At 72.3% G+C, this 21,321-nt stretch carries 19 protein-coding genes and 1 pseudogene; 8 read left to right on the top strand and 12 right to left on the bottom strand.

Going from position 1 to position 21,321, the window contains the following annotated elements:
- Positions 1-11 precede the first annotated feature (11 nt).
- The 3 genes from ABD832_RS26905 (at position 12) to ABD832_RS26895 (ending at position 4,791) form a co-directional block, all read left to right on the top strand.
- The gene (locus ABD832_RS26905) at positions 12-2,525 is read left to right on the top strand and encodes a ribonucleoside-diphosphate reductase subunit alpha (protein ID WP_425582647.1); all 2,514 of its coding nucleotides are present in this window, start codon (positions 12-14) and stop codon (positions 2,523-2,525) included.
- Positions 2,526-2,565: 40 nt separating this feature from the next.
- Positions 2,566-3,561 (top strand): ribonucleotide-diphosphate reductase subunit beta, encoded by a 996-nt coding sequence (locus tag ABD832_RS26900; protein ID WP_344900249.1) that lies wholly within the window; start codon positions 2,566-2,568, stop codon positions 3,559-3,561.
- 78 nt (positions 3,562-3,639) lie between these two features.
- Positions 3,640-4,791: a mechanosensitive ion channel family protein gene (locus ABD832_RS26895; RefSeq protein WP_344900247.1), complete on the top strand. Its 1,152-nt coding sequence runs from the start codon at positions 3,640-3,642 to the stop codon at positions 4,789-4,791.
- On the opposite strand, the gene ABD832_RS26890 is transcribed toward ABD832_RS26895, so the two are convergent.
- Both ABD832_RS26890 and glgC read right to left on the bottom strand, forming a co-directional pair.
- Complete coding sequence (locus ABD832_RS26890; RefSeq protein ID WP_344900245.1) at positions 4,788-5,936, bottom strand: DUF5685 family protein; 1,149 nt, start codon at positions 5,934-5,936, stop codon at positions 4,788-4,790. The genes ABD832_RS26895 and ABD832_RS26890 overlap by 4 nt on opposite strands.
- 245 nt (positions 5,937-6,181) lie before the next feature.
- Positions 6,182-7,408 carry a glucose-1-phosphate adenylyltransferase gene (gene glgC / locus ABD832_RS26885; RefSeq protein WP_344900243.1) on the bottom strand — a complete coding sequence of 409 codons (1,227 nt, stop codon included), beginning with the start codon at positions 7,406-7,408 and terminating at the stop codon, positions 6,182-6,184.
- Positions 7,409-7,456: 48 nt separating this feature from the next.
- Between glgC and glgA the strand changes: the two genes are divergently transcribed.
- Positions 7,457-8,653 carry a glycogen synthase gene (gene glgA / locus ABD832_RS26880; protein ID WP_344900241.1) on the top strand — a complete coding sequence of 399 codons (1,197 nt, stop codon included), beginning with the start codon at positions 7,457-7,459 and terminating at the stop codon, positions 8,651-8,653.
- 28 nt (positions 8,654-8,681) lie between these two features.
- Here the strand turns inward: glgA and ABD832_RS26875 are convergent, their stop codons facing one another.
- Complete coding sequence (locus ABD832_RS26875) at positions 8,682-9,047, bottom strand: PH domain-containing protein (protein WP_344900239.1); 366 nt, start codon at positions 9,045-9,047, stop codon at positions 8,682-8,684.
- A gap of 96 nt (positions 9,048-9,143) precedes the next feature.
- Between ABD832_RS26875 and pgeF the strand changes: the two genes are divergently transcribed.
- Entirely contained in the window at positions 9,144-9,830 is a 687-nt protein-coding gene (pgeF, locus tag ABD832_RS26870; protein ID WP_344901753.1) for a peptidoglycan editing factor PgeF, read from the top strand.
- A gap of 132 nt (positions 9,831-9,962) precedes the next feature.
- On the opposite strand, the gene ABD832_RS26865 is transcribed toward pgeF, so the two are convergent.
- From ABD832_RS26865 to ABD832_RS26845, 5 genes are all read right to left on the bottom strand, one after another.
- Entirely contained in the window at positions 9,963-10,370 is a 408-nt protein-coding gene (locus tag ABD832_RS26865; RefSeq protein ID WP_344900237.1) for a nitroreductase family deazaflavin-dependent oxidoreductase, read from the bottom strand.
- 63 nt (positions 10,371-10,433) lie between these two features.
- Positions 10,434-11,249, bottom strand: a complete 816-nt coding sequence (locus ABD832_RS26860) for a sirohydrochlorin chelatase (RefSeq protein ID WP_344900235.1) — start codon at positions 11,247-11,249, stop codon at positions 10,434-10,436.
- A gap of 92 nt (positions 11,250-11,341) precedes the next feature.
- The gene (locus tag ABD832_RS26855; RefSeq protein WP_344900233.1) at positions 11,342-11,899 is read right to left on the bottom strand and encodes a GNAT family N-acetyltransferase; all 558 of its coding nucleotides are present in this window, start codon (positions 11,897-11,899) and stop codon (positions 11,342-11,344) included.
- Between the two features lie 366 nt (positions 11,900-12,265).
- Positions 12,266-13,291 carry an SPFH domain-containing protein gene (locus ABD832_RS26850; RefSeq protein WP_344900231.1) on the bottom strand — a complete coding sequence of 342 codons (1,026 nt, stop codon included), beginning with the start codon at positions 13,289-13,291 and terminating at the stop codon, positions 12,266-12,268.
- 306 nt (positions 13,292-13,597) lie between these two features.
- The gene (locus ABD832_RS26845) at positions 13,598-14,932 is read right to left on the bottom strand and encodes an MFS transporter (RefSeq protein ID WP_344900229.1); all 1,335 of its coding nucleotides are present in this window, start codon (positions 14,930-14,932) and stop codon (positions 13,598-13,600) included.
- A 120-nt stretch (positions 14,933-15,052) separates the two neighbouring features.
- On the opposite strand from ABD832_RS26845, the gene ABD832_RS26840 reads away from it, so the two are divergent.
- Both ABD832_RS26840 and ABD832_RS26835 read left to right on the top strand, forming a co-directional pair.
- Positions 15,053-15,739, top strand: coding sequence for a GntR family transcriptional regulator (locus ABD832_RS26840; RefSeq protein ID WP_344900227.1), 687 nt, complete (start codon positions 15,053-15,055; stop codon positions 15,737-15,739).
- Between the two features lie 638 nt (positions 15,740-16,377).
- A pseudogene (locus tag ABD832_RS26835) lies at positions 16,378-17,028 on the top strand (alpha/beta hydrolase family protein); the annotation flags it as partial.
- 102 nt (positions 17,029-17,130) lie between these two features.
- On the opposite strand, the gene ABD832_RS26830 reads toward ABD832_RS26835, so the two are convergent.
- On the bottom strand, positions 17,131-17,556 hold the full coding sequence (locus tag ABD832_RS26830) for an Lrp/AsnC family transcriptional regulator (protein WP_344901747.1): 426 nt from the start codon (positions 17,554-17,556) through the stop codon (positions 17,131-17,133).
- Positions 17,557-17,705: 149 nt separating this feature from the next.
- On the opposite strand from ABD832_RS26830, the gene ABD832_RS26825 reads away from it, so the two are divergent.
- Positions 17,706-18,560 carry a tryptophan 2,3-dioxygenase gene (locus ABD832_RS26825; RefSeq protein WP_344900225.1) on the top strand — a complete coding sequence of 285 codons (855 nt, stop codon included), beginning with the start codon at positions 17,706-17,708 and terminating at the stop codon, positions 18,558-18,560.
- A 177-nt stretch (positions 18,561-18,737) separates the two neighbouring features.
- Here ABD832_RS26825 and ABD832_RS26820 read toward each other — a convergent pair whose 3' ends face one another.
- The 3 genes from ABD832_RS26820 to ABD832_RS26810 are packed head-to-tail and all read right to left on the bottom strand — an operon-like array spanning position 18,738 to position 21,295.
- Positions 18,738-19,547, bottom strand: a complete 810-nt coding sequence (locus ABD832_RS26820) for an Fpg/Nei family DNA glycosylase (RefSeq protein WP_344900223.1) — start codon at positions 19,545-19,547, stop codon at positions 18,738-18,740.
- Between the two features lie 33 nt (positions 19,548-19,580).
- Positions 19,581-20,045 carry a ribosomal maturation YjgA family protein gene (locus ABD832_RS26815; RefSeq protein WP_344900221.1) on the bottom strand — a complete coding sequence of 155 codons (465 nt, stop codon included), beginning with the start codon at positions 20,043-20,045 and terminating at the stop codon, positions 19,581-19,583.
- Positions 19,988-21,295 (bottom strand): M1 family metallopeptidase, encoded by a 1,308-nt coding sequence (locus ABD832_RS26810; RefSeq protein WP_344900219.1) that lies wholly within the window; start codon positions 21,293-21,295, stop codon positions 19,988-19,990. Before ABD832_RS26810 ends, ABD832_RS26815 begins: the two co-directional genes overlap by 58 nt.
- Positions 21,296-21,321 lie beyond the last annotated feature (26 nt).

Genomic DNA, 21,321 nt, shown 5'->3' with positions numbered 1-21,321 from the left:
AGGGGCAGTACGTGACAGAGACCGTGGCACAGGCCATGACGCAGACCGTGACGGAGATCGACGCTCCGGCGGGGGACGGCGGGGAGCGCCGATCCGGTGACACCGGAGGGCCGGTGCCGCACGGTGGCGCGCGGGCCGGGGACGGCGGGGCCGACGGCCGCAGGCTGGCCATCGACGAGGCCGCAGCCCGGGTGATCACCGATCCGGAGAACTCCAGGATCGCCGCCGCCATGCTGGCCGAGCTGATCGCCGACGAGGCCGCCGGGCACGGCGTGCGGAGCTTCTCCGACTCCGTCGCCGCCACCCACCGGGCCGGGCTGGTGCAGGACCGGCTCGCGGAGTTCGTGGCCGCGCACGCCGAGGCCCTGGACGCGCTGGTCGTGCCGGACGCCGACGCCGGGTTCGAGTACTTCGGGCTGCGCACCGTCTACGACCGCTACCTGCTGCGCCACCCGAGCACCCGTGCGGTGCTGGAGCGTCCGCAGCACTTCTTCCTCCGGGTGGCCTGCGGCCTGTCCGAGACCGTCGAGGAGGCCGCCGAGCTGTACGCGCTGATGGCCTCGCTGTCGTACCTGCCCAGCTCTCCGACGCTGTTCAACTCCGGCTCGCGCCGTCCCCAGCTGTCCTCGTGCTTCCTGCTCGACTCGCCCCGCGACGAGCTGGAGTCCATCTACGAGCGCTACGGGCAGGTCGCCCGGCTGTCGAAGTACGCCGGGGGGATCGGGATCGCCTGGACGCGGATCCGCTCGCGCGGCTCGCTGATCCGCGGCACCAACGGCCACTCCAACGGCATCGTGCCGTGGCTGCGCACGCTGGACGCCAGCGTCGCCGCGGTCAACCAGGGCGGCCGGCGCAAGGGCGCGGCCTGCGTCTACCTGGAGCCCTGGCACGCCGACGTCGAGGAGTTCCTCGAACTGCGCGACAACACCGGTGAGGAGGCCCGGCGCACGCACAACCTGAACCTCGCCAACTGGATCCCCGACGAGTTCATGCGCCGGGTCGAGGCCGACGAGGTGTGGTCGCTGTTCGACCCCAAGGAGGTCCCGCACCTGACCGACCTGTACGGGACGGCGTTCGACGAGGCCTACCGGGCCGCCGAGGCCGAGGGCCGGTTCGTCCGGCGGATCCCGGCCCGCGCCCTGTACGGGCGGATGATGCGCACGCTCGCCCAGACCGGCAACGGCTGGATGACCTTCAAGGACGCGGCCAACCGGACCTCCAACCAGACGGGCAGGCCGCAGAACGTCATCCACCTGTCCAACCTCTGCACGGAGATCCTGGAGGTCACCGGGGACGCCGAGACCGCGGTCTGCAACCTCGGCTCGATCAACCTGGCCGCGCACCTGGTCACGACCCCCGCGCACGACGTCCCCCCGGGGAACGACGCGACCTCGGGGGCCAGCGCGGTCGCGGGGGACGACGGGACCCCGGGGGACGGCGCGGTCGCGGGGGACGACGGGACCGCGCGGGTCGCCGGGATCGACTGGGACCGGCTGCGCGCGACCGTCCGCACCGCCGTGCGCTTCCTGGACCGCACCATCGACCTGGGCTTCTACCCGACCCCCGAGGCCCGCGACGCCAACCTCAGGTGGCGGCCGATCGGGCTCGGCGTGATGGGCCTGGCCGACGTGCTGTTCACGCTCCGGCTCCCGTTCGACTCACCCGAGGCGCTGGAGCTGTCCACCAGGATCTCCGAGGAGATCGCGCTCGCCGCCTACGCGACCTCCTGCGACCTGGCCGCCGAGCGGGGCCGCCACCCCTCGTACGAGGAGACCAGGGCCGCGGGCGGGGTGCTGCACCCCGACCACTACGGCGCGGCCACGTCGGCGCGGTGGACCGCGCTGCGGGAGCGGATCGCGGTGACCGGGCTGCGCAACTCGCTGATGATCGCGATCGCGCCCACCGCCACGATCGCCTCCATCGCCGGCTGCTACGAGTGCATCGAGCCGCAGGTGTCCAACGTCTTCAAGCGCGAGACCCTGTCGGGGGAGTTCCTCCAGGTCAACCACTACCTGGTCCGGGACCTGCAGGCCAGGGGGCTGTGGACCACGGCGATCCGCGACGCGATCAAGCGGGCCGACGGCTCGATCCAGGACATCCCCGAGATCCCGGACGACCTCAAGCCGCTCTACCGGACCGCCTGGGAGCTGCCGCAGAAGGCGCTGATCGACCTGGCCGCCGCGCGCACCCCGTACGTCGACCAGTCGCAGTCGCTGAACCTCTTCATGGCCACGCCCACGATCGGCAAGCTCTCCTCGATGTACGCCTACGCGTGGAAGTCGGGCCTGAAGACCACCTACTACCTGCGCTCGCGCCCGGCCACCCGGATCGCCCAGGCCACCGTGGCGGCCCCCGGCCGGGCCGATGCGCAGGACACCGCTCAGGACGCCGCCCGGGACACCGCTCGGGACGCCGCGCGGACCGGTGCGCGGGAGGTTCCGCGGGACGGGTCCGGGCCCGTCGCCGACCCCGGCGCCGTCGCCTGCTCGCTGGAGAACCCCGAGTACTGCGACGCCTGCCAGTAGACCGCCCGGCCGCCCCACCTCACGAAAGGCACCGTTTCCGATGTTGCTCGACCCCGGCATGGACCTGACCCTGCGGCCGATGCGCTACCCGGAGTTCTACGAGCGCTACCGGGCGGCGATCCGCAACACCTGGACCGTCGAGGAGGTGGACCTCGCCTCCGACCTGGCCGACCTGGCGAGGATGACCCCCGAGGAACGCCACCTGATCAACCGGCTCGTCGCGTTCTTCGCCACCGGCGACTCGATCGTGGCCAACAACCTGGTCCTCAACCTCTACCAGCACCTGAACGCGCCGGAGGCGCGCCTCTACCTGAGCAGGCAGCTGTTCGAGGAGGCCGTCCACGTCCAGTTCTACCTGACCCTGCTGGACACCTACCTGCCCGACCACGACGAGCGGGTCAAGGCGTTCGCCGCGGTCGAGCACATCCCCTCGATCCGGGACAAGGCCGAGTTCTGCTTCCGCTGGATCGACTCGCTCGGCGGGCTGACCCGGCTGGAGACCCGGCAGGACCGGCGGGCGTTCCTGCTCAACCTGATCTGCTTCGCGGCGTGCATCGAGGGCCTGTTCTTCTACGGGGCGTTCGCCTACGTCTACTGGTTCCGCTCCCGCGGCCTGCTCAGCGGCCTGGCCACCGGGACGAACTGGGTGTTCCGCGACGAGTCCATGCACATGGAGTTCGCCTTCGGCGTGGTGGAGACCGTACGGGCCGAGGAGCCCGAGCTGTTCGACGACGCGCTCACCGAGCAGGTCACCCGGATGATCGAGGAGGCGGTGGAGGCGGAGCTCGCCTTCGCGGCCGACCTGTGCGGTGACGGCCTGCTCGGGATGGGCGTGGAGCAGATGCGGCTCTACCTGCGGTACGTGGCCGACCAGCGGCTGGTCAGGCTCGGCATGCCCGTCCGGTACGGCACGGCCAACGCGTTCGCGTTCATGGAGCTTCAGGACGTGCAGGAACTGGCCAACTTCTTCGAGCGACGGGTTTCGGCCTATCAGGTAGCAGTCGAGGGGAATGTCACCTTTGATGAGTCCTTCTGATTAGCTGGAGAACCCGGAAAGGAAACACAAGGACAGAAACGCCGAGGGGGTACGTCGTCCGTGTCCAACTGGATGATCATGATTGTCTCCGTGGCCGCCGCCGTCGTGGCGGTGGAGGCGGTACGCAGGATCCTGCGTTCGCGGCTGATCGGTGAGAGGTGGATCCTCGCCGGCCCGCTGGTGCGGCGCTGCACCTGGCCGGGGTTCGCCACGGCCGCCGTGGCGACCGCCTACACCGTCTACACGCCCGACCGCTCCAGCGAGCCCAGCATGGTGCAGGGCCCGGCGGGCCAGGTGATCGACCGCGGCCTGAGCCTGATCCTGATCGGATGCGCCACCTGGCTGGTCATCCAGGCCGCCTACGCGATCACCGACGTGGTCCTGGACCGCCTGATCACCGTCGAGGGCGAGCGCAACCGCAAGGCCCGCCGCATCCGCACCCAGATCACCCTGGTCCGCCGGGTCGCCTCAGCGGTGATCATCGTGGTGGCCCTGGGTGCGATGCTCTTCACGTTCCCGCAGGTACGGGCGCTGGGAGCCGGTCTTCTGGCCTCGGCCGGAATCGCCGGCGTCGTGGTCGGCATCGCCGCCCAGTCGACGCTGGGCAACATGCTCGCCGGGCTGCAGCTGGCCTTCAGCGACGCGCTCCGGCTGGACGACGTGGTCGTGGTCCAGGACGAGTGGGGCCGCATCGAGGAGCTCAGCCTGACCTACGTGGTGCTGCGGCTGTGGGACGAGCGCAGGCTGGTGCTCCCGGTCTCGTACTTCACGGCCAACTCGTTCGAGAACTGGACCCGGCACAGCAGCCGGGTGATCGGCCACGTGCTCATCCGGGTCGACTGGTCGGTGCCGGTCGAGGAACTGCGCACCGAGCTCTACCGCGCGCTGCGCGAGCACCCGCTCTGGGACCAGAAGGACTGGACCCTCCAGGTCACCGACACCCTTCCCAACGGGCTGCTGGAGCTGCGCGCCCTGATGAGCGCCTCCGACTCCGCCAGCGCCTGGGACCTCAAGTGCGACATCCGCGAGCACCTGGTGGCCTTCATCCGTGACAGGTACCCCGAGTCGATGCCTCGCTTCCGGGTCGACGTCCCGCCCGTCTCGGAGAGCGTCCCCGGGCTGCTCACCGGGATGATGGCGGCCGAGCCGGATCCCCGTCCGGCGGGTTCCCTCGCCAGGGGCGGTGACCGGCGCGAGCCGTCGCGCGGGTCCCAGGACGACGAGTCCTAGACGCTGCAGTCGCAGCAGCACCCGTCGCACCTGGCGCAGCCCTTGCAGCAGTCCCCGCAGCCGTCGCAGCCGCTGCAGCCGTCGCAGCCGTTCAGGTAGCAGCGGTCGTGCCAGGGCGCCCGGCGCTCGGGGTCCCAGCGGGGCCGCCAGAGCCCGCAGGTCAGCAGGCTCCCCGCGGCCGCGGCCGACCTGCGGACGAATCCCGGCCGCCGGTAGGAGCTCCCCGCCGGCGGCCGGGCCGCGTCCGCGGGGAGGCCGGCGCCACCGTCCGGCATCGTCCCGGCAGGGGCGGGGGAGGCGTGCCGGAAGGTCCGCTCCACCGCGCGCCGCACCTCGGTGCCCAGCAGCGCGTCCACCAGGTGCCGGTCGGCGGGCTCCAGGTCCAGCTCCAGCAGCGCGAGCCTCAGGCCGTGCGCGGCGTCCTCGCAGAGCCGGCGCGCCTCCCCGGTCGAGGTGCCGGTGGCCGCCAGCGGGTTGAACGCCCCGCGGGCCGCGTCCTCCTGGCGGTCCTCGACCGCGTCCAGCAGGTGGGCGATCCGGCCGAAGAACCGGCCCGCCTCGGCCAGCGCCGTCGCGTTGCCCGGCCTGCCGGCGAGCGTGGCGGTGTGCGCGAACGCCGCCGCGACCGCCTCCTCGGTGGGCCGGGTCAGCTCCAGCAGGGACCTGCCCGCGGCGCCCTCCACCTCCAGCTGCAGGGCGGCCGTCGCGGTCAGCGGGGCCGTGTCGAACCCGATCCCGGCCCCCATCCGGGCGCCGGCCGCCTCCCAGCGGGCCGCCAGCATCCGGCGCGCCGGGCCGGTGCCCGGCGCCGCGTCGCCGTCGGCCACATGGTCGCGGAGCTTGCCCGCGGCCAGGACCAGCGAGACCGTGGCGGCCAGCCGCGCCCCCCGGGCACGGGCGTCCACCACGTCCGCCGTACGGAACCCGCGCAGCGCGCAGGGCCCCGCGGTCCGGTGCGGGGAGCCCGCCGGGTCCTGCGCCTCGGCCAGCACCGAGATGATCAGCCCGTCGTAGTTGGTGGCCAGCCGGGCCGCGTGTCCCTGCCCGTCGCGCAGGGTCAGGCACAGGCCGCACAGGTGGGCCGTCCAGGCCCTGTGCAGCGCCGGGCAGGAGTGGTCGCCGCAGGGGCGGATGATGCCGAACATGTGAACTCACGGGGTGTGGGGGGCGGCACGAAACCGGGGAAACGTACCAGGAAAATCTATCCCGTACGGATCCGCGGGCTCACGGCCTCCGCGCCCGTCCCGTCTCGTCGGCGAAGGACACGCCTCGCGGGCGGAACGGGTGGCCGGCCCCCCGCCGGTACACGGGACCCGCCGGCTCCGGGGGCCGGCGGGTCAGGGGTGTGCCGGGGCAGGGATCCTGCGGTGAGTACCGGCCCGGGGACGGGTCAGCGTTCGACGATCTCGTTCTTGCCGATGACCACGATGCCCCCGCTGGTCACCGCGAAGCGGCTGCGGTCGTACTCCAGGTCGAAGCCGATCCGGGCGCCGTCCGGGATGACCACGTTCTTGTCGATGATGGCCTTGCGGACGATGGCGCCCCGGCCCACCTTCACGTTGCCCATCAGCACCGAGTCCTCGACCTGGGAGTGGGAGTGCAGCACCACGCCGGGGGAGAGGATCGAGCGCAGGGCGAGCCCGCCGGACACGATCGCGCCCGCCGAGACCAGCGAGTCCACGGCCCGGCCCACCCGGTCGCCGTCGTTGTGCACGAACTTGGCCGGGGGCAGCGGGTCGTGACCGGTGTAGATGGGCCACCGGCCGTTGTAGAGGTTGAAGACCGGGTGCGCCGAGATGAGGTCCATGTGGGCCTCGTAGTAGGCGTCGAGCGTCCCCACGTCCCGCCAGTAGCCCCGGTCGCGCTCGGTGGAGCCGGGCACGACGTTGTCGGCGAAGTCGTAGACCTCCGCGCTGCCGGACTTCACCATCATCGGGATGATGTTGCCGCCCAGGTCGTGCTTGCTCGCCGGGTCGAGCGCGTCCTCCCGGAGCGCGTCGATCATCGACTGGGTCCTGAAGACGTAGTTGCCCATCGAGGCGTACACCTGGTCGGGCGCGTCCGGAAGGCCCACCGCGTCCTTGGGCTTCTCGCGGAAGGCCGTGATCTTGCGTCCGGCCGGGTCGGTCTCGATCACCCCGAACTGGTCGGCCAGGGAGATCGGCTGCCGGATGGCGGCCACGGTCACCTCGGCGCCCGACTCGACGTGCTGCTGCACCATCTGCCGGGGGTCCATCCGGTAGATGTGGTCGGCGCCGAACACGATGACGTGGTCGGGCATCTCGTCGTAGATCAGGTTCAGGTTCTGGAACAGCGCGTCGGCGGAGCCGGAGAACCAGTGCGGTCCCAGGCGCTGCTGGGCGGGGACCGGCGTGACGTAGTTGCCGAGCATCGCCGACAGGCGCCAGGTCCGGGAGATGTGCCGGTCCAGGCTGTGGTTCTTGTACTGGGTCAGTACCACGATCTGCAGGTAGTGACCGTTGGCCAGGTTGGACAGGACGAAGTCGACCAGCCGGTATATCCCCCCGAAAGGCACCGCCGGCTTTGCTCGATCAGCCGTCAGAGGCATGAGCCTCTTGCCTTCTCCACCGGCGAGCACGATCGCGAGGACTCTCATGAATGGACCTTAACCTGACGACCAGGGATGAAACACTAGGCTGATCGTATGCGAGTGGATCTGCTGACCCGTGAATATCCCCCCGACGTGTACGGAGGGGCGGGCGTTCACGTCGAATACCTCGCCCGGGAGCTGCGCAGGCTCGCCGACACCCGGGTCCGCTGCTTCGGGACCTCCCGGCAGGAGGAGGGCGTCTCGGCCTACCGGGTGCCCGGTGGCCTGGAGACGGCCAACGCCGCGCTCCAGGTCCTCGGCGTCGACCTGGAGATGGCCGCCGGGTGCGAGGGCGCCGACCTGGTGCACAGCCACACCTGGTACGCCAACTTCGCCGGGCACGTGGCCAAGATGCTCTACGGGACGCCCCACGTGGTGACCACGCACAGCCTGGAGCCGCTGCGTCCCTGGAAGGCCGAGCAGCTCGGCGGTGGTTACACGCTGTCGTCGTGGGCCGAACGCGGCGCGCTGGCCACCGCCGACGCGATCATCGCCGTCTCCGAGGGCATGCGCCGCGACGTGCTGGCCAGCTACCCCGAGATCCCGGCGGAGAAGGTCACGGTGATCCACAACGGGATCGACACCGGGGAGTACGCCCCCGACCGCGACACCGACGTCCTGGAGCGGCACGCCATCGACCCGAGCAGGCCGTACGTGGTCTTCGTCGGGCGCATCACCCGGCAGAAGGGCCTGGTCCACCTGCTGCACGCGGCGCGCGACTTCCACCCCGACGCCCAGCTCGTGCTCTGCGCGGGCGCGCCCGACACGCCCGAGATCGCCGACGAGGTGACCGCGCTGGTCCGCGGGCTCGACCGCGAGGGCGTCGTGTGGATCTCGGAGATGCTCCCCCGGCCGGAGGTGATCCAGATCCTCAGCCACGCGACCGTGTTCGTCTGCCCCTCGGTCTACGAGCCGATGGGCATCGTCAACCTGGAGGCCATGGCCTGCGAGACCGCGGTCGTGGCCACCGCCACCGGCGGCATCCCCGAGGTCGTGGCCGACGGCTCCACCGGCCTGCTCGTGCCGATCGACCAGGCCGCCGACGGCACTCCGCACGACCCCGAGGCCTTCGCCGCCGGCATCGCCGAGCGGGTCAACCGGCTGCTGGCCGACCCCGCCCTCGCCACCCGGATGGGCGAGGCCGGGCGGATCCGCGCGGTGGAGCACTTCTCCTGGGAGCGCATCGCCGAACGGACCATGGAGCTCTACCGCCGGGTCGCCGGGGAGAGGGCCCCGGCCGGGACCGGCTGACGGGGGACGGGGCTCCGGGCGGCGGCGGTCAGCCGGTGATGAAGTGCAGGATCACGTTGTGCACGTGATGGGCCTTGTCGTCGCCCCGGAACTCCACCTCGTAGGTGTGGGTGCCCACGTGGATGGCGATGGCACCCGAGGAGAAGAACGAGCCGGCGAAGGACTTGTTGCTCACCACGCTGACCGCCGAGACCTTCCCGTACGGGATGCTGGTGATGGCGACCTTCTTGCCGACGAACGACTTGTCCTGGACGATCACGCGCTTGTCGGTGAGCCCCAGGAAGCCGGTGCCCGCGCCGATGGCGTCGTAGACGGCGATGATCTGCTCGCCGGGCATCAGGCCGCTCTCGATCTGCTGGTACTGCTCCTTGCGGTCGTACACGACCTGTGCCATGAGACTCGCAATCTCTCGGAGGATCGATGTTCCTGTGAAACGAACGTCCGGGAAGCGAGGTTCCGGGACCAGTAGGGTCGGCCCGTGAACTTTCAGATGAGGATCACCGACCGGCACGGCGGCGTCAGCGCCGCGCCCTACGACAGCCGCAACCTCGGGGGCATGTGCGGGGACGACCCCGGCGCGGTCGCGGCGAACAGGGCCAGGACGGCCGCCGAGTTCGGCCTGGAGCGGGTCGTGTTCATGCGGCAGGTGCACGGGGCCGACGTCCGCTACGTCGAGGAGCCGTTCGGCGACGACCCGCCTCCGCTGGACGGGATCCTCACCGGCGTGCCCGGCCTCGGCCTGGCCGCGCTCTGCGCCGACTGCGCGCCCGTGCTGGTCGCCGAGCCCGAGGCCGGTCTGGCCGGGGCCGCGCACTCGGGGCGGGTCGGCACCATGGCGGGTGTGGTCACCGCCCTGGTCGAGGAGATGGCCGGGCGCGGCGCGGACCCGGCGCGGATGACCGCGCTGATCGGGCCGATGGCCTGCGGCACCTGCTACGAGGTCCCGGCCGAGCTGCGCGACGAGGTCGCGGTGACGCTCCCGGAGGCGTGGTCGATCACCCGCCAGGACACCCCGGCGCTGGACCTGAGGGCCGCGATCACCGCGCAACTCGGCAGGGCGGGCGTCGGGGAGATCACCCACGACACCCGGTGCACCATCGAGACCGCCGACCTGTTCTCCCACCGCAGGGAGAACAGGACCGGCAGGTTCGCGGGCTACGTCTGGCTGGAGCCCTGATCCCGCCCGGCTCCCGGCACCTGCTCTGATCACGGCTCCGGTTCCCGGCCCCGGCCGGGGCTCCGGCCCGTCGCGGGCCCCGTCGCGGGCCCTGTCGCGGGTCGCGGAACCCGGCCGACGCGATCGCGCCGTTCAGGACGCGACGCGCTCCAGCACGACCACGGGGATGTCCCGGTCGGTCTTCTTCTGGTAGTCGTCGTAGGCGGGCCAGGCGGCCGTCATGACCGGCCACATCTCCTGCTTCTCCTGCGGGGTGGCGGTACGCGCCCTGGCCTTGAACCGGTCGCCCAGCACCTGGACCTCGACGTCCGGGTCGGCCTGCAGGTTGAGGTACCACAGCGGCGGTTCGTCGGCGCCTCCCTTGGAGGCCACCACCAGGTAGTCGTCGCCGTAGCGCTGGTAGATGAGCGGCGTGTCCCGGCGTTCACCGGATCTGCGGCCCGTGGTGGTGAGGATCAGGGCGGTGGTGCCCTGCCAGTCGTGTCCTTCGGCACCGTCGGTCGCGCGGTACCGCTCGACATGCTCTTGTCCGAACAGCATGATCTGTCCCCTCTGACGGTTGAAGGGTCATTACCCGTCGGAGGGGACAGATCACCTGCCCGCTCAGTCGGCGGACAGGATGCTCCCGTAGGCGCGGGCGGCGAGGTCGGCGACCAGGTCGTGCGCGCCGAGGACCCCGGCGCACTCGGCCCCGATCTCCGCCGCGGCTGAGGCCACCAGCGCGCCGGACGCCTCCGGGCCCAGGACGCACGGGGACAGCGCGATGCGCTCGGCGCCGATGCCGCGCAGCCGCTCGGCCGCGGCGGCCACCGAGGGGGCGCTGTCCAGCGAGGCGACCAGGACGGGCAGAGTCAGGCGCGAGGCCAGCAGCACGGCCGTCGGCTGTGCCTCCACCGCCGCCTTCTCGCCGCCGACGGTGGCCAGGACGACCCCGTCGACCGGGCTGGAGACGTTGATCAGCCGCATCCGGTCGGCCCGCGCCAGGCCCCGCTCCGCCAGGCGGATGTGCAGGGCCTCGGCGAGCAGCGGATGCGGGCCCAGCGGATCGGTGACCGTCGCCGTGACCCCGCTCGACGCCACGGCCTGGGAGATCAGCCGGTCCGCGACCGGATGCGGGCCGGTCAGCAGCGGCACCACGACGGCGGCGGTGACGTCCTCGGGCCGTTCCCTGGCCGCCGCCTCCAGCTCGGAGGCCAGCTGCTTGGCGTCCTCGCCGAGACCGGCCAGGCGTACCTGGATCTGGGGGTTGTCCACCCGTATGAGGGCCGCGAGCTCGGCGGCGGCGCCGGAGGCGTCACCGAGGGTGGCCAGCACCAGTGCCGGTGCCTCGGGCGGGAGCTGGGAGGGCACGGGCCTGCGGTGCCTTCCGGAGGGCCGGACCGGACGCCCTCGTACGGGGAGGATGGGACTCTCGCTCACAAGCGCGGACTCTAGGGCCATTTGCCGCTTTCCGTTACCGGAAACGCCAGGATTTCCCTCACAACATTGTGCCGGGGGGTCACCGCCGGGCGTCAGACGTCGCGGTGGCCCTCCCACTCGTCCTCCAGCGCCGAGTGCACGATGGAGTCGCGCCACGTCCCGCGCGCCCGGACGTGGTGCCTGATCCTGCCCTCCTCGACCATCCCGGCGACCAGCATCGCGAGCTGGGCGGCGGTGTTGGCGGGGGAGCGGGCGCCCCAGATGCGGTGCAGGCGCAGGTCGCGGAACCCGAAGGTCAGTATCAGGCGGATCAGGTCGGTGCCGATGCCCCGCCCCCAGTGGTCGGGACGCAATCCGAGGCCGATCTCCGCGCTGTGCGGATGGTCGGCCTCGATGTGCAGGCGGGCGACCCCGAAGGCGTCGTCGCCGTCGAGGGCGGTCACCGCCAGCACGTAGAGGAGCCGGGGCTCGGCCGTCCGGGCGTTCATCGCCTCGACGATCGTCTCCTCGACCTCCTCGCGGGTACGGGGGTCGAACGGCAGGTGCTCGGTCGCGGTGGGGTCGCCGTAGACCGCGTGCAGGGCGTCCACGTCGCCGATGGTGATCTCACGTAACCGGAGCCTCTTGCCCGTGATCTCAACGGAGCGCATACGCGGGCGCCAACGTCTCGGGGAGTCTGTGACCGGAGGTCATCCCATCAAGCGGACATACCATCATTTTGGTGATCTTATACGCATGCTTCGGTGGCTGCCCAGGCCCTTGAGTACAGCGCTGCCCCTGTTTCCTCCCTGTTCCACCCTTGTTCCTCCTGTGTCGTCCCATGTCAGCTCATGTCCCTGCTGTCCGGAGCCTGTCCGTCGGAAGGCGGTTCTGTCCGGAACCGGCCGTCCAGGGGCGGCGTGCCCCCGGACCGCCGGGCCGCTCGGGCCCCTGCTCCGAGCGGCCCGAGCGGCCCGGGGTTCCGAGTGGCCCGGGGCTCCGAGTGGCCCGGGCCGGAGGCGGGCCGGGGCGGGTCCTCACCGGGAGGTGACCACCATGTCGGGCCTGCCCGGCGCGTAGACGGTGATCCCGTCGGGGAGGGCATTCAGCTTGTCGATCTCGACGCAGGCCCGGCAGGTGCGGTAGCTCTCCTGCAGTTTCTTGTTCGCCTCGGCCTCGCCCCTGGCGGTGGCGACCGCCGCCTTCGCGTCCGCCTCGGCCTGCCTGATCTTCGCCTCGGCCTCGACGTCGGCCTGGGACGCCCTCGCCTCGGCCTCGGCGATCCCGGCCTGCGCGACCTGGGTCTTGTTCACCGCGGCCTGGATCTCGGACGGCAGCGTCACCCTGACCAGGGTGAACCGGAGCCCGGTGAAGAAACGGCCGCCGAGCAGCCGCTCCAGGTCGCGCTCCAGGAGCCGGTTGATGCCGTCCTCGGCCCGGGTGATGGAGGCGTTGCTGTCGGTCCTCGCGGGAGCGGCCCTGCCGTCCGAGGTCTGCACCAGCGAGCAGGAGGAGAGCAGGTCGGCGCATCTCGCGGCGCCGATCTGGGTACGCAGGGCGTTGTAGACCACCGGCCGCACCGACTGGATGAAGAACCCGTTCCATCCCTCGTCCCCGTCCCAGGCGTAGCGGGTCTCGCCGTCATGGCCGAGGTAGGTGCGGGTGCCGTACCTGTCGTCGAAGCGCTTGAGCGTCTCGGTGTCGAGGTTGAGGGTGAAGTACAGCGTGCCCTCGATGCCGAGGTTCACCCCGTCGGCGCTCGGCACGGTCACCACGTCCACCCCGCTGGAACTGGCCCGCCTGGCGTCGGTGGTGATGGTGTAGATCCGCTGCTGGGACGGATAGGGGTGCAGCGACGACCAGAGCCCCACCCAGGTGAGGCCGGAGCCGGGCGGGATGACCTGGCGGATGCCGGTGTCGTCCAGCGGGCCGCCGTCCCTGACGACGGCCACCTGGCCCGAGTCGGTGCGTTCGAAGCCGCCGGCGACGCCGATCAGGACGGTCGCCGCGACGATCGCGGCGACCACGGTGGCCACGGTGGTGACGGTCGTGACGGTGCGCATGTCGATCCTCCCTGGGGTGGAAGGCCGGGGGCGGTGGCGGGATGGCCGTCCTTCGCCACCGCCCGCCGGATCTCCCTTCGTGGCGGGTTCACGGGGGTGCCGATCGCTGCCGGGAACCGTCCCGGGGTACGGGGGTCCCGGGGTGTGCCGGGAGTGCCGAGGATGTCGACGTGTTCGACGACCGGACGGGCCGATGAGTTCGGAACCGGGTCCGGCCGGGTCCGGCCGAGGTGCGGGGGAAGCCGAGGCGCAGGGGAAGGGGCCGGTACGGGCCGCGGAGGGGGCCGCGGCCCGTACCGGACGGGGTCAGGCCTCCCGGGGAGCGGTCCCCGCGCGCTTTCCCAGGTCGTCGCCGGGGTCGCCCGCCGGGGCGGGGAGGTCGTCGTTCCGCGTCCCGGGGGCCATGGCCAGGCCCACCGCGGTGACGGCGAGCGCGGCGACCACGTAGAGCGAGATGGCGAGGGTGCTGCCGAACCGGTCGAACAGCCAGATCGCGATGATCGGGGCGAGCGCGCCTCCGAAGATCCCGGCGACCTGGTAGCCCATGGAGGCGCCGCTGTAGCGCAGCCGGGTGCTGAACAGCTCGGCGATGAAGGCGGCCTGCGGTCCGTACATCGCGGCGTGGCAGGCCAGCGCCACCACCGAGGCCAGCGTGATCAGCGGGAAGGAGCGCGTGTCCAGCAGCGGGAAGAAGGCGAACACCCAGACCGCGGCCCCGAGCACGCCCGCCAGGTAGACCGGCCTGCGGCCGACCCGGTCCGACAGCGCGCCGAACAGCGGGATCAGGAAGAGCTGGAAGGCCGAGCCGATCAGCACCGCGTTCAGCGCGACCCCGCGTTCCAGCCCGAGGGGACCGGTCACGTAGGCGAGGATGTACGTCACGAAGGTGTAGAAGGCGACGTCCACCCCGATCCTGGCGAAACCCGCGGAGATCAACGCGCGCGGGTGGGTGCGGAGCACCTCCACCAGCGGCATCCGGGCCTTCACGCCCGCCTGCTCCACCTGCGCGAAGAGCGGGGACTCCACGATCCGCAGGCGGATCCAGAGCCCGACGACCACCAGCGCCCCCGAGAGCAGGAACGGCACCCGCCATCCCCACGACAGGAACGCCTCCTCCGGCAGGGTCGCCGACATGATGCCGAGCACGCCCGCGGCCAGCAGGTTCCCCGCGGGCACGCCGACCTGGGGCCAGCTCGCGTTGAACCCGCTCCGCCGCGGGTCGCCGTGCTCGATGGACATCAGCACGGCCCCGCCCCACTCGCCGCCCAGGCCGAGTCCCTGCACGAAGCGCAGGGTGGCCAGCAGCAGCGGGGCGGCCACCCCGATGGTGGCGTAGCCGGGGAGCAGGCCGATCAGGAAGGTCGCCGCGCCCATCAGCAGCAACGTCACCACCAGCACGTTCTTGCGGCCGACCCGGTCGCCGAAGTGGCCGAACACGATGCCGCCGAGCGGGCGCGCGACGAAGCCGGTGGCGTAGGTGAGGAACGCCAGCAGCGTCCCGGTCAGCGGTTCGAAGGTGGGGAAGAAGAGCTTGTTGAAGACCAGCGCGGCGGCCGAGCCGTAGAGGAAGAAGTCGTACCACTCCAGGGAGGTGCCGACCAGGCCGGCCACGATGACCCGCCTTGTCTGGGATTGTGCCATCGCGTGTACTCCTCGGTACGCGGGGGAGACGGTCGCTCCGGCATGCTTCTACCGGATGCATTCAACATAAGAATCGTTGAACAATTCGACAAGACTTTTGTTTCATGATTTCTTGGGAACGTGGAAGACGTGGCCGCCGCCCTGCGGCACGACCGGGGGCGCCTCGGGCGCAGCAGCACCGCGGAGAAGGTCGCCGACATCCTGCGGGACCGGATCGCCGACGGCTCCTTCGTCCCGGGCGAACGGCTGTCGGAGGAGAGCATCGGCGCGGTGCTGGAGGTGTCGCGCAACACCCTTCGCGAGGCGTTCCGGCTGCTGGGGCACGAACGGCTGCTGGAGCACCGGCTCAACCGGGGGGTGTTCGTCCGGGTGCTCTCCGCCGAGGACGTGGCCGACATCTACCGGGTGCGCAGGGTGATCGAGGGCGCCGCGGTCCGCCACAGCGCGAACGTCACGCCCGCCGCCCTGTCCATGATCAAGGAGGCCGTGGCGGAGGGGGCCCGCGCCGCCGAACAGGAGCGCTGGCAGGACGTCGGGACGGCCAACATCCGCTTCCACCAGAACCTCGCCGCGCTGAACGGCAGCCCGCGGTTGAACGAGACGATGCGCCAGCTGCTGGCCGAGCTGCGCCTGGTCTTCCACGTCATGAAGAACCCGCGCTCCTTCCACGAGCCCTTCGTGGCCCGCAACCTGGAGCTGGTCGAGCTCATGGAGAGCGGGCGCACCGCCGAGGCCGAACGGGCCCTGGAGAGCTACCTGAACCACGCCGAGGAACTGCTCGTACAGGCATATATCCCTGAGCCGTAATCATCGTGTGATGGGGCACAATGAGCGGATGATTCCTCCGGATCCGCACGTCCTGGTGGTCACCGGTCCCGGTCTGGTCGCCGATCTCCGCCTCCTCACCGAGGTGGCCGACCGGGAGTTCGCGGTCCTGGGCGTCAGCGGGGAGCTGTCCTCCGCCCCCGACCTGCCGGCCTTCCGGGCGGCCCTGGAGTCACCCGGCGTCCTGGTCGTCCTGCCGGGTCCGGACCCGCGGGCCCGCGTGCTGCGCGCCGAGCGTCCCGATGCGGTCTGGCTCGACGTGACACGGCCGCGGACCCCGCTCCCCGCGTTCCCGCCCGGCCCCGCCGGCGCGGACGGCCCGGTCGGCCCGGTGGGCACAGTCGGCCCGGTCGGCGCGTACCTGCACGGCCGTGGTGTCTGGGGGCTGACCTGGGCGATCAGGCACGCCGTGCACCGGTCGCGCCACCCCGCGCGCCGGGTCGCCTACGGCGACCACCCCGACCAGTGGGCCGACGTACGCCCGCCGCGCGCCGCGCAGGAGCCGCCCGCGGGGACGGCCGCGACGGGAACGGCTCCCGGGACGCCCCCCACGGGAACGACGTCCGCGGGAACGGTGGCCGGGGGGGACGCCCCCGGCGGGGCCGGGGCCGTCCGGCGGTGCCGGGCCGGTGCCGGTGGCGGTGCTGCTGCACGGTGGTTTCTGGCGCCCGGTCTGGGGCGCGGACCTGATGGACGCGCTCGCCGTGGACCTCGCCGGCCGGGGGTTCGCCACCTGGAACGTCGAGTACCGCCGCCCCGACCCGCACGGCTGGGCGGCCACCACCCGGGACGTGGCGCGGGCCGTCGCCGCGGCGGCGCGGGAGGCCGCGGGCCCCCTGGTGGTGATCGGCCACTCCGCGGGCGGGCAGCTCGCGCTGCGCGCCGCCGCCGACGACCACCGGATCACCCTGGCCGTCTCGCTGGCGGGGGTGCTGGACCTGGCCGAGGGCGACCGCAGGCACATGAGCTCCGGCGCGGTGGCCACCGCCCTGGGCGGGTCCGTCACCGAGATCCCCGAGGTCTACGCGCACTCCGGGCCGCTGGAGCGGCTGCCGCTGGGCGTGCCCCAGCTGATCGTGCAGGGCGGCGGGGACGACCTTGACCTGGTCGACTTCGGCCGCCGCTACGCCCGGGCCGCGCGGGAGGCCGGGGACGAGGTGACCTACCTGGAGATGTCCGGCGACCACTTCGACGTCATCGACCCGGCCTCGCCGATCTGGCGGGCGACCGCCGGGGCCGTCGCCGACGTCGTGGCGACCCGCCCGGCCTGACCCGCCGCGCGCGGCCCCGTCCTGAGTTCTGCCGTGGGGTCTGGCCACAGGGTCCTGGCCAGAGGGTCTTCCCGGTGACCTGTCACGGCGGGCGCCGGCCGGTCACCCCGCCGAGAGAGGCCGCCAGGGCACCGGGCTGGAGAGCACCATCATGCTCGACGGGTGCCCGTACGGGGCGAGCCGGTCGATCATCTCCTCGAAGGCCGCCATCGAGGTGGCGGCCACCCGGAGCAGGCAGCAGGTGTCACCGGTCACCCGGTGCACCTCCAGGATCTCCGGCCAGGCCAGCGCCTGCTCGTCGCGGAGCACGCAGCGGGGGCCGTAGCAGGACATCCTGATCAGGGCGGCCACCGCGCGCCCGGCCAGGGCCGCGTCCACCCGGGCGTGGTAACCGGTGATCACCCCGGTCTCCTCCAGCCGCCGCACCCGCTCGGCCACCGCCGGAGCCGACAGGTGCACCCGCCGGGAGAGCTCGCTGTACGACAACCGCGCGTCGTCCTGCAGCTCGGCCAGCAGGGCCCAGTCCATCGCGTCCACGATCACGCTCCGTCACGTCGTAACTCGATCCGCCCGATGCCTTCCGTTCCGAAGGCCCCGGTTGATAATCACCTTTCTTCCATTATTTCCGTAGTGACCGATACAGCGCACCATGGAGGTGTACAGACGAAGGAGGAGCGATGACCGGGATCAAGCAGCTCACCGAAGAGGACAGAAGGGCGCGGGCCGAGGAGAACGCGGGGCTGCCGACGCTCGGCTTCGAGTCCGGGACCCCCTACGACGACTACGTGGGGACCGCCGCGCTGCACCGCCTTCAGCGCACCGTCACCGACGTCCCCGAGGAACTCGCGTTCCTGGTGACCACCCAGGTGATGGAGCTGTACTTCGGGCTGCTCCGCTCGGAGTGGCTCCTGGCGCAGCGGCAGCTCGACGACGACGACGTCGCCGCCGCGACCCTGACGATCAAGCGGACGGTCCGGCACTTCGAGGCGCTCAACGCCGCCTGGGCCTCGCTGAGCTGGATGACCCCGGCGCAGTTCAACTCCTTCCGCGACGCCCTGGGCGAGGGGTCGGGCTTCCAGTCGGCCCTCTACCGCCACGTGGAGTTCCTGCTCGGCAACAAGTCCGAGGTGCTCACCCGGCCGCACCGCCGCAACCCCGAGGCGTACCGGGAGCTCACCGAGGCGTTGCACCGGCCGAGCCTGTACGACTCGGTGCTGGCCCTGCTCGCCCGCCAGGGGTACGCGATCCCCGCGTCCGTGCTGGAGCGCGACCTGAGCGCGGAGTACGAGCCCAGCGGTGAGGTCGAGGCTGCCTGGGTCGAGGTCTACGCCGGGCCGCTGGCACCGCTGGCCGAGGCCCTGACCGACCTGGCCGAGCAGTTCTCCGACTGGCGCTACCGGCACCTGATGGCGGTACGGCGCTCGATGGGCGCCAAGCCGGGTTCCGGCGGGTCCAGCGGCCTGAGCTGGCTGGAGCGGAGCATGCGGCGGGAGATCTTCCCCGAGCTCTGGACGGCCCGCACCCTGATGTGAGGCCGCGCCCGCCGTCCACGACCGTGCCGCCCGCCGTCCAGGATCGTGCCGCCCGGCCGTTCATGATCGCGTCTCCGGCTCCCCGGCCGTCCGTGATGTGCCGTCCGGTCCGTCCGGCCGTGCGGCCGGACGGACCGGACCGGCCGGTCCTCGTGCGCGAGGCCCGCACGGAGGCGATCAGCCGGTCTGGCAGGCCGGGCACCAGAAGAGGTTGCGCCCGGTGAGCACCTCGGTGCGGATCTCGGTGCCGCACAGGTGGCAGGGCATGCCCGAGCGCCGGTAGACGTAGACCTCGCCGCCGTGGCCGTCGACCCGGGGCGGGCGCCCCATCGCCTCGGGCGTGTGCTCGGGCCTGACCGTGTCGATGTGACCCACCCGGACGCCGTCGGCCATGAGCGTGACCAGGTCCTCCCAGACGGCCTCCCACCGGGCCCGGGACAGGTCGCGGCCCGGCCGGGAGGGGGCGATCCCCTGCCGGAACAGCGCCTCGGCCCGGTAGATGTTCCCCACGCCCGCCACGACCGACTGGTCCATCAGCAGGATCCCGATGGAGGTGCGGCTCCGGCCGATCCGCCGCCAGGCGAGCTCGGGGTCGGCGTCCGCGCGCAGCGGGTCGGGCCCCAGCCTGGCGTGCAGCTCCTTCTTCCCGGCCGGGTCGAGCAGCTCGCAGGTGTTGGGGCCGCGCAGGTCGGCGTACTCGTCGTCGCCGCTCAGGCGCAGCCGCACCATCCCGGTCGGCGCGGGCGCGGGTGATGGGCCGAAGGTGTACCTGCCGTAGATCCCCAGGTGGACGTGGAGCCAGCGCTCGTCGTCGAACCCCAGCAGCAGGTGCTTGCCGTGGGCGTCGGCCTCGGTGAGCGTCCGTCCGTCGATCAGCAGGGCCCCGTCGGCGAAGCGCCCCTGGGGGCTCTGCGCGCGGACCCGGTGGCCGCCGAAGGCCCGCCGGTGCTCTCGGGCCAGGCGATGGATGACGTGTCCTTCAGGCATGGTCCGGCCAGGATATGACGCGCCCGGCCGTGCTCAGGACGGGACGCCCTCCCGCTCCGGCCGGTCCCGCCGCCCCCGCGCCACCAGGGTGTGGGCCGCCGCGGCCAGGGCGGCTCCGGCCGCGTAGGCCACCAGGTCGGCCGCGACGAAGGTGCTGCCCAGCACCAGCGCGGCCACGGGGCTCGTCCGCGACAGCGCGGCCGGGACGGGCGTGAGCTGGGCCAGCTCGACCGCCCAACTGAACGCCAGCGCGCCGAGCGCGGCCCGCACCGGGGTGATCCGGGGCCGTACGAGCACGATCAGCGCGTACACGAGCACGGTGTAGAGGGCGTCGCCCGCGTGCTCGCCGAACGGGCCGCCGGCGACCGCGCGGACGGTCAGCCCGGCGGCCACGGTCAGGCCCGCGGCGAGCGCGGCGGTCAGGCGGGTGCGCCGGGCGCTCAGGGCAGCCGTCCGGGCAGAGCGGGCAGGGCGGGCAGGCGCGGCTCGCGCAGCCACCCGGTGAACAGCGCGTCCAGCGGCAGCGACGTGCGGCGCGCGGCCAGCGCGGTGAACGCCTCGGTGGTGACGTTCCCGTGCCGGTGCCCGGCCGTCCACTCCCGCAGCAGCGCGAAGAAGGAGTCGTCGCCGACGGTCCGGCGCAGCGCGTGCAGGGTGAGCGCGCCGCGCCGGTAGACGCGGTCGTCGAACAGCCGCCGCGGGCCGGGGTCGGCCAGCACGAAGTCCTGGGGAAGGGCCGAGAGCCTGCGGTGCCAGCGGAGCGCGTGATCGTCGGACGACATGCCGCCGGAGTTCTCCGACCAGATCCACTCCGCGTAGGAGGCGAACCCCTCGTGCAGCCAGATGCAGCGCCAGTCGGACACGGTCAGGCTGTTGCCGAACCACTGGTGGGCCAGCTCGTGCGCGACCAGCCGCTCCTCGCCGCGCCTGCCGTCCACGTGGTTGATCCCGAAGATCGACATGCCCTGCGCCTCGACCGGGATCTCCAGCTCGTCGCCGGTCACCACCACGGTGTAGGAGCCGAACGGGTACGGGCCGAACCGCTCGGTGAAGACCTCCATCATCGACTGCTGCCGGGCGAAGTCGTGGCGCACCCGGGTGGCCTGCCCGGCCGGGAAGACCAGCCGCATCCCCGGCCCGAGCTCGGCCTGCCGGTAGCGGCCGATCTGCACGCTCGCCAGGTAGGAGGCCATCGGCTCGGCCTGCTCGTACACCCACGTGGTCGTCGAGGCGGCCTGCCGCCGGGAGACCAGCTCCCCGTTGGCGATCACCTGGTACGCCGAGGCGGTGGTGACCGAGATCCGGTAGGAGGCCTTGTCGTCGGGCCGGTCGTTGCACGGGAACCACGACGGCGCCCCGATGGGCTGGCTGGCCACGATGACGCCGTCGGTCAGCTGCTCCCAGCCGAGCCCGCCCCAGTGGCTGTTCACCGGCCGCGGGGCACCGGAGTAGCGCACCTCCATGGTGAACAGGCCGGCCCGCAGCGAGGCCGGCGACAGGTGCAGCTTGCCCCCGCGGTGGGTGAACCGCACCGGCGCGCCGTCGACGAGCACCGCGCCCACCCGGAAGGCGCCCAGGTCCAGGGTGAGCCGGGTGAGCGGCCGCAGGGCCACCGCCGAGATCACGGCCACGCCGCCGAGACGGTTCGGGCCCACCCGGTAGTCCAGGGTCAGGTCGTAGTGCTCCACCCGGTAGCCGTCGTCACCGTGCATGGGGAAGTACAACGGGGGGATCGTGCTCAGAACCACGCCGGCTTCCTTCGTTCCACTGTCCT

Source organism: Streptosporangium longisporum, from assembly GCF_039534895.1.
Lineage (GTDB): Bacteria > Actinomycetota > Actinomycetes > Streptosporangiales > Streptosporangiaceae > Streptosporangium > Streptosporangium longisporum.
The sequence above is the reverse complement of the archived record's forward strand: the minus strand, read 5'-3'. Positions and strand labels throughout refer to the sequence as shown.